This is a genomic window from Porphyromonas macacae DSM 20710 = JCM 13914, assembly GCF_000379945.1.
Taxonomy (GTDB): Bacteria; Bacteroidota; Bacteroidia; order Bacteroidales; family Porphyromonadaceae; genus Porphyromonas; species Porphyromonas macacae.
Genome location: NZ_KB904153.1, coordinates 87,900 through 100,635, shown reverse-complemented (window position 1 = coordinate 100,635; position 12,736 = coordinate 87,900). Strand labels below are relative to the sequence as shown.

The 12,736-nt window shown below is 41.4% G+C and carries 9 protein-coding genes; 7 read left to right on the top strand and 2 right to left on the bottom strand.

Features of this window, described 5'->3' with window-relative positions; translation table 11 throughout:
- Positions 1-757: 757 nt before the first annotated feature.
- From A3GI_RS0109780 to A3GI_RS11545, 5 genes are all read left to right on the top strand, one after another.
- Positions 758-1,621 carry a sigma-70 family RNA polymerase sigma factor gene (locus A3GI_RS0109780; protein WP_018361272.1) on the top strand — a complete coding sequence of 288 codons (864 nt, stop codon included), beginning with the start codon at positions 758-760 and terminating at the stop codon, positions 1,619-1,621.
- A 117-nt stretch (positions 1,622-1,738) separates the two neighbouring features.
- Positions 1,739-3,046 carry an acetyl-CoA hydrolase/transferase family protein gene (locus A3GI_RS0109775; RefSeq protein WP_018361271.1) on the top strand — a complete coding sequence of 436 codons (1,308 nt, stop codon included), beginning with the start codon at positions 1,739-1,741 and terminating at the stop codon, positions 3,044-3,046.
- An 8-nt stretch (positions 3,047-3,054) separates the two neighbouring features.
- Positions 3,055-4,662: a sulfatase family protein gene (locus tag A3GI_RS0109770; RefSeq protein ID WP_018361270.1), complete on the top strand. Its 1,608-nt coding sequence runs from the start codon at positions 3,055-3,057 to the stop codon at positions 4,660-4,662.
- A 65-nt stretch (positions 4,663-4,727) separates the two neighbouring features.
- On the top strand, positions 4,728-8,000 hold the full coding sequence (locus A3GI_RS0109765) for a S41 family peptidase (RefSeq protein WP_018361269.1): 3,273 nt from the start codon (positions 4,728-4,730) through the stop codon (positions 7,998-8,000).
- Between the two features lie 150 nt (positions 8,001-8,150).
- Positions 8,151-8,399 carry an integrase core domain-containing protein gene (locus A3GI_RS11545; RefSeq protein WP_081612830.1) on the top strand — a complete coding sequence of 83 codons (249 nt, stop codon included), beginning with the start codon at positions 8,151-8,153 and terminating at the stop codon, positions 8,397-8,399.
- A gap of 354 nt (positions 8,400-8,753) precedes the next feature.
- Here A3GI_RS11545 and A3GI_RS0109760 read toward each other — a convergent pair whose 3' ends face one another.
- A complete protein-coding gene (locus tag A3GI_RS0109760; protein WP_036852690.1) occupies positions 8,754-9,251 on the bottom strand; it encodes a thioredoxin family protein in 498 nt (165 codons plus the stop codon).
- A 56-nt stretch (positions 9,252-9,307) separates the two neighbouring features.
- A complete protein-coding gene (locus A3GI_RS0109755) occupies positions 9,308-9,832 on the bottom strand; it encodes an NAD(P)H-dependent oxidoreductase (RefSeq protein WP_018361267.1) in 525 nt (174 codons plus the stop codon).
- A 68-nt stretch (positions 9,833-9,900) separates the two neighbouring features.
- Here A3GI_RS0109755 and kdsB point away from each other — a divergent pair, with 68 nt between their 5' ends.
- Together kdsB and dnaG are read left to right on the top strand one after the other, a co-directional pair.
- Entirely contained in the window at positions 9,901-10,665 is a 765-nt protein-coding gene (gene kdsB / locus A3GI_RS0109750; protein WP_018361266.1) for a 3-deoxy-manno-octulosonate cytidylyltransferase, read from the top strand.
- A gap of 2 nt (positions 10,666-10,667) precedes the next feature.
- Positions 10,668-12,692 (top strand): DNA primase, encoded by a 2,025-nt coding sequence (gene dnaG, locus A3GI_RS0109745; RefSeq protein ID WP_018361265.1) that lies wholly within the window; start codon positions 10,668-10,670, stop codon positions 12,690-12,692.
- Positions 12,693-12,736: the final 44 nt, after the last annotated feature.

Sequence of the window (12,736 nt, the reverse complement as noted above, 5' to 3'; positions counted from 1 at the left end):
AGACCTTGGATTGATTCTAAATTCAGCGAATCTACAATGCTGTTGACCAGGCGCACAGGGTCATTGGCATCAATATCTTGACCAAGTTCTGCAGGAAATAGCAGGATGGGGTCGGATATGTAAGGACGAAAGTGTAACTTTGTATTCATTAAGTAATTGATATTTGCTAAGTTACTCAAACTTAGTGAACGAACGAAGCCCTAGCTTGTGAAAGTTGGGGCTTTGTCGTTGGATGAGGAATAAAAAAAGGAGGCTGCCCCAAAAATGAATTTTGACACAGCCCCCTAATAAGTTGATTATTTGAATTTATTTCCCTCCTTAAAAATCATGCTTGCGAAATATCCTTTTCATCTTCTTTATTCTCCTCAAATATTTTTTTGATAATCGAATAAAACCGGATCAGTGAACAAAAATAAACTAAAAGCAGTTTAGTATGCAAACAACAGTCAAAAGGAGTATCTGTTGTTCATAATTTTTATGTAAGAGATAAATTCAAGGGTTAGACGACCACCTCCGATGAAGGACATACTATACTACTGTAGATTTTAACTCAAACTAACCAACATTCAGAATTGTTCTCTAAATCAAACCGAATCACATTATTTCCTTGTTTTAGGAAAAATATATTTATACCCTTTTTCTGTTTTTGTTCAGGATGGCGACCTTATCGTTTTATAACTCAAACAAAAGCAATAAAGAGCGGCATTAAATATAATTTAGTAATTTTGCACTCCTTATAGCATAAAATGAGCAGTAAATGAGGCAGCTAAAGATTTCAAAATCGATTACCAACCGCGAAAGTGCGTCTTTGGATAAATATCTTCAGGAAATTGGACGTGAAGATCTGATTACTGTAGAAGAGGAAGTTGAATTGGCACAAGCCATTAAACGTGGCGACCGCAGAGCTTTGGAAAAACTGACAAGGGCAAATCTACGCTTCGTGGTATCCGTGGCAAAACAGTATCAAAATCAAGGCTTAAGTCTGCCGGATTTAATTAATGAAGGAAACTTGGGATTGATTAAAGCCGCAGAAAAATTTGATGAGACTCGCGGTTTTAAGTTTATTTCATATGCTGTTTGGTGGATTCGTCAATCCATTCTTCAAGCTCTTGCAGAACAATCACGGATTGTCAGACTACCGTTAAATCAGGTAGGAACACTCAACAAAATCACAAAGGCCTTACAAAAGTTCGAACAGGAGCACGAAAGAAAACCATCGAGCACAGAATTGGCAAAAGAACTTGACATAGCAGAAGATAAAATCTCCGATACCATGAAAGTAGCCGGCAGACATATATCTATGGATGCTCCTTTCGTTGAGGGAGAGGATAACAGCCTGCTGGATGTGATGCCCAATGAAGACTCCCCCAATGCCGACAGTACATTGATGGACGAATCGCTGGCAAAAGAAATCGACAATGTATTGAGTGCTCTCTCGGAAAGAGAAGCGGAAATTATCAAGCTATTCTTCGGTATCGGAGACAGTCAGGAAATGACACTGGAAGAAATCGGAGATCAATTCGGATTAACACGTGAACGTGTAAGACAGATTAAGGAAAAAGCTATCAGAAAACTGCGTTCAAGTGAGAAGTGTCAACTGCTTAAGCCTTATTTAGGTTAAAACCCACTTATATAGGGCTTTGCAACGCTTTATTTAAGTAAAATCATTATTTTTGTCATCGTTCCTGAATTCAGGAACGATGATTTTTTTATAACCTTAAATAATCTCATTTAAACGATGGCAAAATACTGGGAAACCTCTTACAAAGAGCGATTAGTAACAGCCAACGAAGCTGTTGTCAAAGGCATAAAATCAGGAAATAATTTAGTTTTCGGACATGCGGCTGCAGCTCCTATTCGAATTTCAAAAGCATTATACGACAACCGTGAATATTTCAAAGACCTCAAAGTCTTTCATATGTTGTTTTTCGGCACAGCATGGCATCTTCGCCCCGAAATGAAAGATCACCTGACTCCCATATTGAATTTCCTCGAAGGCAATTCTCGTCCGGGTTTCGATGAAAAATGGGTACAGTTCATGCCCTGTCACTTTCACCAGGTTCCGGATCTATTCCGGTTGGGATATTTTCCCGTCGACGTAGCTATCGTACAAGTTTCCGAACCCGATGAAAACGGATATTGTTCGTTCGGTATCTCCAATGACTACACCAAAGCAGCTGCGGATAATGCAAAGGTGGTTATAGCAGAAGTAAACAAACAAATGCCATACATCGGAGGGGACAATTTCATTCATGTTTCAGATATCCACTATATCGTCGAAGTGGATGAACCTCTCATCGAAATCCCCTGCCCTCCCATCGGTGAAACCGAAATGGCTATCGGTAAAAACTGTGCGGCTCTGATTAACGACGGAGCAACCCTGCAATTAGGAATCGGAGCCATTCCCGACGCCGTTTTACAATGCCTGAAGAATCATAAAGATTTAGGTATCCATACGGAAATGTTTACAGACGGAGTTATGCACATGCTCAAGTCCGGAGTAATCAACGGTAAAAAGAAAACATTGAATCCTGAAAAAGTAATAACGACTTTAATTTCAGGCTCGAAAGAATTATACGAGTTTTTAGACCATAACCCTACTATTGAAGCATATCCTGTCGATTACACGAACGATCCTTTTATTATTGCCCAAAATGATAATATGGTATCCATCAACTCTTGTATCGAAGTGGACCTGATGGGACAAGTAGCTTCCGAATCTATCGGACACAGACAGTTTAGCGGTTCCGGAGGGCAAGTGGACTATTTACGAGGAGCAACCAGAGCTAAAAACGGTATCTCCATTTTAGCTTTTCCTTCAACAGCGAAAAAAGGTGCAGAAAGCCGTATCCAACCCTTGCTGAAAGAAGGAGCAACTGTAACCTCCATGAGAAACGATGTTGATTATATGGTAACCGAATATGGAATAGCCCACTTGCGTGGGAAAACTCTGAAAGAAAGGGCGGAAGCTCTTAAAAACATCGCTCATCCGGATTTCAGACCCATGTTGGAAAAAGCCATTAAAGAACGATTCTATAAAGAGTAAACCTTAAAATGGAACAGAAGCGATCTCTTATTTGCTTCACAGGACTTACTGTTTGTGCCGCTTTACTACCTTCATGCAGGCAAGGTAATAAAGTGGCTCAAACGGCCGGGCATCCCTATAATATTGTCTTTATCATGTCCGACGATCATGCCTATCAGATGATTGGCTGTTATGATAAAAGATATATGGAAACACCCAACATCGATCGTATTGCCAATGATGGAGTAAAATTCGATCGGAGTTTTGTAGCTAACTCGATTTCCGGCCCCAGCCGTGCCTGTATGCTCACAGGCAAACACAGCCACATAAATGGCAAACTGAACAATGAAACAGCCTTTGACGGAAATCAGCAGACAATGCCTAAAATTTTACAGGCAAACGGATATACTACGGCAATCTTCGGTAAATGGCACCTCGAATCTTTACCGCAAGGTTTTGATAAATGGAGTATTTTCCCGGGACAGGGAGATTACTATGATTCACGATTTATTTTCCCCGGCAAGCATGGAGAAGCAGATACCGCACGAATAGAAGGCTATGTAACAGATGTGGTAACAGATATGGGACTTGATTGGCTCGAAAAACGAGACCCTCAAAAGCCTTTTGCTCTGTTTATCCACCATAAAGCTGCACACAGGAACTGGATGGCAGACACTCTTGATCTCAATCTGTTTGAGGAAAAAGAGATCTCGATACCCAACACTTTTTACGATAATTATGAAGGACGGGAAGCTGCCGCGCAGCAGGAAATGAGTATATACAAGGATATGGATCCGGTATATGATCTCAAAATGTATCTGCCGGGAATGGAAACAGACGGCTTGGGCAGAGCATATTCATCCAATAACGATACCGAGGGTATTCACGGGCGGCTTAAGCCCGATATCAAAGCAAAGTTCGATTCTTTATACCGGCCGATAGCCGGAGTTTTTTACAATAAAAAGCTAAAAGGTAAGGAACTTGCCGAATGGAAATATCAACGATACATGAAAGACTATATGAAAGTCATTGCATCGCTGGATAGAAATATCGGGAAAGTACTGGACTATCTGGAAAAGAATGCTCTGCTGGATAACACCCTGGTTGTCTATACTTCCGATCAAGGTTTTTATATGGGAGAACATGGCTGGTTCGACAAGCGATTCATGTATGAAGAATCCATGAGAACACCTCTCGTTATGCATCTGCCTGAAGGGCTTGAAAGAAGAGGGACTGTCGATATTATGGTTCAAAATATAGACCTTGCTCCTACTTTTCTCGATTTGGCGGGAATAACTGTTCCAAAAGATATGCAAGGCGTGTCCTTAAAGCCTTTGCTGTTGAATGATAAAGCCGATAAAAAATGGAAAAGGAAAGGACTTTACTATCATTTTTTTGAATATCCGGCTGAGCATGCCGTAAAAAAACACTATGGTATTCGCACAGAAAGATATAAACTGATTCATTTCTATAATGACATCGATAAATGGGAGCTTTTTGATCTCCGTAAAGATCCGGACGAGTTAAAAAACGAATACGATAATCCTAAATACCGCTCTGTAAGGGATAGTTTGCATCAGGAACTGTTTAAACTTCAGGAACAATACGATACTCCACAAAAGGACCATATACCGTAGAGTCAAATATCCTACATTACACAAAAAACAACACTTTCTTATTAATTATAATTCAAAATAAACCGATGAAAAAAAAAATCTTCACAATCCTGCTGTACTTTCTTTCTGCGGGATTAATGGTAGCAGCCAATAATCCACTATGGCTACGCTATGCTGCCATCTCACCGGATGGCAATACCATTGTTTTCTGTTACAAAGGAGATATTTACACCGTTCCTGCCGGCGGTGGTAAAGCCAACCAACTAACAGCCAATAAAGGCCATGATACAAACCCTGTTTGGAGTCCGGATGGTAAAACGATAGCATTTTCATCGGACAGAGAAGGAAGTTTTGATATTTATACCATTTCGATAAATGGGGGCACACCCAAAAGATTGACATTCCACAGCGGAAATGAAACTCCGGAAGCATTCCTTGACAGCGATCACATTCTTTTTAGAACCTACGTCATGCCGGATAAACTATTCGATCAGTTTCCGTCCACCATGTTTCCGCAAATCTATAAGATTCACATAAAAGGAGGTCGCCCCGAGCTTTTCAGTTCCCTGACCATGGAGCAAATGTCTATCGGAAAAAAAGGAATTTTATATACAGACAAAAAAGGCTATGAAGATCCTTGGAGAAAACATGAGGAAGCTTCCATCAGCAGGGATATCTGGTTAAAAAACAACAAAAATCAGTTTACAAAGCTGACCTCTTTCAGAGGAGAAGACAGAAATGCGGTATGGTCTCCCAATAATGAAGGCTTTTATTACTTATCGGAAGAAAACGGTAGCTTCAATGTTTTTTATAAGAACCTGGCAAACCCATCTGCCAAGGCTACACCGATTACAGACTTCAAAAAAAATCCCGTTCGATTCCTGACGGTTGCAAATACAGGAACACTCTGTTTCACATACGATGGTGAAATCTATACGCTCTCAGGCAACAGTAAGCCTCAAAAAGTAAATATCGAAATCTTCTCCGATTCTGAAGACAATAATATTAAATACTCCAATTTGACCGGCGGAGTTTCATCTGCGGCTGTTTCTCCAAACGGAAAAGAAATAGCCTTTGTAGCCAGAGGAGAAGTATATGTGGCCAATATCGAGTTTGGAACAACCAAAAGGATAACAAACACGGCAACTCAAGAAAGAAATGTAGACTTCAGTCCTGACGGCCGTAAAATTATCTACTCAGCCGAAAGAGACGGGAACTGGAATATTTATATGACCGAACTTGTTCGTAAAGACGACCCACTTTTCTGCTATGCCCGTGAATTGAAAGAAACTCAACTGACCAAAACAAACGTACCTTCATTCTCTCCTCTGTTCAGCCCCGATGGCAAAGAAATCGCTTTTCTGGAGAACCGGTCGGCCATTATGGTCTACAACCTGGAAACCGGTAAAACCAGAAAAGTAATGGATGCCAAATACAACTACTCATACTCTGATGGCGACCAACATTTCCAATGGAGTCCTGATGGCAAGTGGATACTGACGGACTATATCGGTATCGGTGGTTGGAACCATAAAGACTGCGCCATCATCAAAGCAGATGGAAGCGGTAAAACGCACAACCTTACAGAAAGCGGATATACGGATGTGAGCGGCAAATGGATTTTGGATGGAAAAGCCATTATGTTTTATTCGGACCGTGCAGGTTACAGAAGCCACGGAAGCTGGGGTGCACAGGGAGATATGTACCTGATGTTTTTAGATAAACAGGCTTACGATGACTTCAACCTTAGCAAAGAAGAACGTGCGATAAAAAAATCCATTAAAGAATTAGAAGAGAAAGAAAAGAAAGAAGAAAAAGAAACCGGAAAAAAGGATAAAAAAGCGAAAAAAGAAAAATCCAAGAAACCTTCTGACGAAAGCAAAAAAGAAAAAAATAAAGAACTGAAGTTCGATCTTGATAACAGAGACTTCATGACGATGCGGTTGACCCGTACATCAGGATCCATTTCAGACGGAATAATCAACAAAGAGGGCACTAAAATATATTACATCGCCCGTTATGAGCGTTCCTACGATTTATGGGAAAAAGATCTTCTGGAGCAATCGACCAAGATCGTTGCACCGAATATAGGACCGGGGTCGCTTACGATGGATAAAGAGGGAAAGATACTCTATATAGCTTCGGGAATGGGTATAAAGAAATATGAAAACGGTAAAATAAAAGCCATCAATTTTTCTGCTCCGTTCGAACATAAGGCAGCCGAAGAGCGCGAATATATGTTCAACCACGCCTGGCAACAAGTAAAAGACAAGTTCTACGATGTTAAACTCCATGGTGTGGATTGGGATTATTACAAGAAAACTTATGGCCGTTTCTTAAACCACATCAACAACAATTACGACTTTGCGGAAATGCTCAGTGAACTGTTGGGCGAATTGAATGCCTCTCACACAGGAGCACGTTATAGAGGAGCAAACACAGCACAACAAACAGCTTGCTTCGGAGCTTTCTTTGATCCGAACCATCGTGAAGACGGTCTGTTAATTCAGGAGCTGATGATAGGCAGCCCTCTGCGTTTTGCCGGTAGCAAAATCAAAGAAGGCATGATTATCGAACAAATCGATGGAGAAACGATCAAAAAAGGCAAAGCCATCGAACCTTTACTCAATGGTAAAGTAAACAAACGTATGTTGATAACGGCACGAGATCCGAAAACCGGTAAGCAAGTCGAACAGGTTGTCAAACTCATCAGTCAGGGAGAGGAGCTGGAGCTACTCTATCGCCGTTGGCTGAAACAACGTGAAGACAAGGTAAAAGAATGGAGTAAGGGAAAAGTAGGATACGTTTACGTACGCGCCATGAACAGCCCGAGTTTCCGCGAAGTTTTCAAAGATTTGATGGGTAAGTATCGAAACTGTGAAGCTGTGGTTGTAGATACCAGATACAATGGTGGCGGATGGTTGCACGAAGATCTTGTCCACCTGCTAAGCGGAAAAACCTATGCCACATTCGATCCTCGCGGAACGTTTATCGGCAAAGACCCATTCATGCAATGGACAAAACCGAGCTGTGTGCTGATGAGTGAAGGGAATTACAGCAACGGCCATGGCTTCCCATGGGTTTATAAAGAACTCGGTTTGGGCAAACTTATCGGAGCACCGGTACCCGGCACAATGACGGCTGTATGGTGGGAAAATCAAATTGATCCGAGAATTGTATTCGGTATCCCGCAAGTTACGGTAAAAGATATGCAAGGACGTGCTTTGGAAAACCTTGAACTGCAACCAGATATCCTTATTCTGAATACTCCGGAAAATTATATTAAAGGAGAAGATATACAATTGAGAAGGGCTGTGGATGAAATGTTGAAAACAATCTCAAAAAATAAAAACAAATAAAATAGATTTCAACATAGCATAACTTTCAAAGCATTGAAAAACACCCCAAAAGTTCTTTATTGACTTTTGGGGTGTTTTCATTTGTATCTTATAAATAACTTTCGATAAAGTTCATGTAAAGAAACAATTGTTGTCAGTTTGACGTGACGTATCTCCCATGAGCAGCAGTCTTTCCGGGAGGCTGAGCTATCGGTCGAGGGAGCCATCCGTATGTACAACCGGGCGCGCCCGCATCAAGCTCTCGGGGCTAAAACCCCGATGCAGATTCTCGACTCAAAGGCCCAAAATCCTTTGTTAACCCCCGAAGAGGAGCTCCCCCGAATCGCTCCCGGATTGTACCGCAAAATGAATGCCTTAAAGAGAAGGCATTCGGTCGGTGTAAACCCAAAGCCGTCCTAAAACAAAAAGTGTGTCAACCTGAAATGGTTTTTAGAAAAAACAGTGTAAATTTAATCGCAAACTTAACCGCCCCGAGTGTCAACTTTTTTCAGTACACGTCAATCTCTGCCTGACGGTTGAAAATTCTTCAGGCAAAGAAAAAAAATCCAAGTTAACTTCGTTGAAAATCCGTAGCGCTACGGATTTTTATCCGTCAGGCAGAGAAAATTCAACCACCTTGATAACTCCCGGTTACACGAAATCATCATAAAGAAAAGAGGCATGTCATCAGTCTTCAAACCTCTGACATACCTCTGACTGTCATATCATCCAAATGGAGCAAACTCTCCCCTGCTCCATCCGAAATGCTGACCATTACATAATTTGGGCTATTGTTTTCTCTATTTCATTCATCGGCAGATTACCCATCGTTTGAATCGGAGTTCCGTTTTTAGGAATAAAAAGACACATAGGAATGCTCCGAACGCCAAATATGCGTGCAAGCTCGGTTTCGTTGTCGATATTGACTTTGTACACAATCAATTTACCTTTATATTTCTTGGCCACTTCTTCCAACTTGGGGCTCAACTGGCGGCAAGGACCGCACCAGTCGGCATAAAAGTCTACGATTGCGGGCTTATCCCCTTTATAAACAAATTTGTTCGGACTTGCGCTATAGTCAAAAATATTCTTCCGAAAATAATCGGCATTGACATATTTAATCGAACTGTCTTCTGAAGAGAGAGATGAAGCAGACTGAAACGGTACGGTTTCGGCTTTTGCTTCTTTACTGAAATTGTATCCTGCCAAAACCAAAAATAATAGTGAGGCTCCTGCTATAAAGGCAGATTTAACTTCGGCTTTGATTTTCATAACTTTTCGTTTTTTATTGCTTTTTGAATATTTTTTAATATAAAAAAGTTTACCGGTTATTTGTTCACTAACCAATGCAAATATTTTTTTGCATTGTCATCCAAAGAGAGTAAAGCCTCGGGATTGTAAGTATCGTAAAAAGCAAAATATCCGATGTACTTAGCCCTCAGAAAAGCTGCTATGCCATCGAAAACGCCCAAATAATGAGCTAATGAATGGCATTGCGCTCCACCTTCGACAAAAGCCGATTCCGCACTGCCGCAAGAAACGGCTGCACCGATTTCTTTTCCCTCCATTTTATCGCCACCGGCACCATAAGCCCAACCATCGGTAAACACATCATCCATATATTTTTTAAGCATAAAAGGAGCGCTGTACCAGTATAAAGGATATTGGAAAACAATTCTATCGTACTGCTCAAGAATCTTATGCTCGGTTTCCACATCTATAACACCATCGGGATACAAATCGCAGATGCATCTGATACCGATTCGGGCATTCTTTTCCACTTCCTCTTTCCAACGTCTATTGATAACGGAATTCTTCAAATCGGGATGGGTGATAATAACCAGGGTTTTCATAAATAAGATTAAATATTTTATTCATATAAGTGCAAATATAGTACCTTTGAATATTATAGAAATCAAATATGGAAAGATCGGTTATAGCAATCATACCGGCGCGTTATGCATCGACCCGTTTCCCCGGAAAACCTCTGGCCAGTTTAGGTGGCAGACCGGTTATCGAGCATGTGGTGAAACGTGCGGAGAGTTGCGTGTCACGCGTGGTGGTAGCCACGGACGATGAAAGGATTTTCGAGACAGTCCGCTCTTTCGGCAGCGAGGCGGTTATGACGGCTCCCACTCACAGAAGCGGTACGGACAGGTGCATAGAAGCCTTTAATTTGGCCGGAAAGAATGAAGAAATCATTATCAATCTGCAGGGAGATGAACCATTTATCAGACCCGATCAAATAAAACTGCTTATTTCGCTGTTCCATGAAAAACAGGTAGACATCGCCACTCTGGCAGAAGCCTATCCGGAAGACACGAGCAATGAACAACTCTTTAACCCCAATCAGGTAAAAGTGGTAAGGGATATACAGGGACGTGCACTCTATTTCAGCCGTCACCCCATCCCCTATCAAAGAGGTGAAGACAAAGAGTGGTGCAGGCACCATACTTATCTGCGACACATCGGTATGTATGCATTCCGCTCAAATGTTTTACCGCAATTAGGTCTCCTTTCACCCTCGACATTGGAACAGGCGGAAAGTCTGGAACAACTGCGATGGCTGGAAAACAACTTCTGCATCAATGTGGGTATCACCGATACGGCCACTATCGGAATAGATACCGCGGAGGATTTGCAAAAAGCCAATGAATATCTAAGGAAAAATCCTTTTTCTTTGTAATTGTGATAGATCAATCAACCGTTCAAAAAATATTAGATTCGGCTAACATCGTCGATGTTGTAAGCGATTTCGTCAACCTGCGAAAACGCGGTATCAACTATGTGGGGCTTTGCCCGTTCCACAGCGACCGTAATCCGTCATTCTACGTATCCCCGTCTAAGAATATCTGCAAATGCTTTTCTTGCGGCGAAGGCGGTACGCCTTTGCATTTCATCATGAAGCACGAACAGCTGGACTATGTGGGGGCATTGAAATTTCTGGCTCATAAATACAACATTCCGATAGAAGAACGAGAGGAAACCGAAGAAGAAAAAGCCAAAGCAAATGAACGGGAAAGTCTTTTTATAGTCAATGAGTTTGCCGGGAAATTTTTCCAAAATCAACTTTTTGAAACAGAAGAGGGGAAAAACATCGGTTTATCCTATTTTTTGGAACGAGGTTTGAGAGTGGATACTCTCAAGCAATTCGGTTTAGGGTATTCTCCGGAATCGAGAACGGCACTGACCGAAGAGGCCTTAAAAAACGGGTATCAGGAGAAATATCTTATCGAATCGGGACTTTCGATCAAATATGAAGACAACAAAAACACTGTAGACCGATTTAGAGGAAGAGTTATTTTTCCGGTCTATACGATTAGCGGAAAAATAGTGGCTTTCGGAGGGCGAATTTTGGGTAAAAAGGACAAAACGGCAAAATATGTCAACTCTCCCGAAAATCTCATTTACAGTAAAAGCAGAGAACTATACGGTTTATATCAGGCAAAGCGATCCATTACAAGAGAAAATAAGTGTTTTCTGGTCGAAGGCTACATGGATGTACTGAGTATGTGCCAGTCGGGAATAGAAAACGTGGTTTCATCATCCGGAACAGCCCTCACAACCCAGCAAATAAAACTTCTGCATCGCTTCACCGAAAACATTACCGTATTGTACGACGGAGATGCTGCAGGTATTAAAGCTGCACTAAGAGGAATAGATCTGCTGCTGGAAGAAGGGCTGCATATAAAGGTGGTTTTACTGCCGGATGGAGAGGATCCGGACTCTTTTGCCCAATCACATACAGCAGAGGAGTTTAATGATTTTATTAAAAAATCCGAAGTCGATTTTATCAGTTTCAAAACGTCGATTCTTCTGGCAGATAGCAGCAATGATCCGATCAAACGCGCAGAGCTGATCAGTGACATTGTGCAAAGTATCGCTTTAATTCCGGAACCGATAGAAAGAGCCGTATATGTGCAATCGACCAGCCAAAGACTTGAAATAGACGAACAACTGCTACTGTCGGAAGTTAAAAAACGCAGAGAACAACGTAAGAAAAGTCAATACGGCAAAGCCGGCCACACGGCACAGGTAACAACAACGCCGGAAACGACCTCGTTAGAAACCGGCGCTGAAAGCCCGGTGGCCCTCCAAACAACAGAAACAGAAAAACCGTACCGGCAAATCAATAAAGACGAGATTGAGTTACTCAAGCAGATTATAAGGAATGGAAATACCCTGTTAAGATTGGGAGAGCATATAAATGCCGAAAAAGAAGAAGATGAATACATCCCTCTTTCTCTTTTTATCCGGCAGGAGTTATACGAAGAAGATATTCTTTTCGGCTCTACCATTTTCAGAACGATCCTTGATGAAGCCGTTTCAGTATGTCTGGCACAGCAACTGGACACGGTCAAATACTTTACCAATCATCCTTCGGCAGAAATCAGCCGCATCGCTGTAGAGATGGTAACAGATCGTTACCGGTTGAGTAAAGTATATGACCGTATAGGGAGAGTATCGGTAGGCAAAAAAGAAAATCAGGAAAAAAAAGAGGCTTTTGAATTGGGTTTGTTTGTTACAAGAGAGATCTATAACATCAAAAACAATTACATATTGGAAAAAATAAGAGATATACAGAGTGAAATAATAGAAGCACAGCGGTCTAATAAAAATGATCGAATCATAGAGCTGATGCATCACATTGCAGAACTGAACGAATTAAAAGCAGCATTTGCCCAAGCTTTAGGAGAGCGAACAGTAATCTGATATTTTCAGATTGAAAAATAAAAAACTCTTCCGAATTGCAACAG

Bases quoted from the DNA above. Each gene is read 5' to 3' on its own strand.
- A3GI_RS0109780 (WP_018361272.1), top strand. From the start codon at position 758: ATGAGGCAGCTAAAGATTTCAAAATCGATTACCAACCGCGAAAGTGCG.
- A3GI_RS0109775 (WP_018361271.1), top strand. From the start codon at position 1,739: ATGGCAAAATACTGGGAAACCTCTTACAAAGAGCGATTAGTAACAGCC.
- A3GI_RS0109770 (WP_018361270.1), top strand. From the start codon at position 3,055: ATGGAACAGAAGCGATCTCTTATTTGCTTCACAGGACTTACTGTTTGT.
- A3GI_RS0109765 (WP_018361269.1), top strand. From the start codon at position 4,728: ATGAAAAAAAAAATCTTCACAATCCTGCTGTACTTTCTTTCTGCGGGA.
- A3GI_RS0109760 (WP_036852690.1), bottom strand. From the start codon at position 9,251: ATGAAAATCAAAGCCGAAGTTAAATCTGCCTTTATAGCAGGAGCCTCA.
- A3GI_RS0109755 (WP_018361267.1), bottom strand. From the start codon at position 9,832: ATGAAAACCCTGGTTATTATCACCCATCCCGATTTGAAGAATTCCGTT.
- kdsB (WP_018361266.1), top strand. From the start codon at position 9,901: ATGGAAAGATCGGTTATAGCAATCATACCGGCGCGTTATGCATCGACC.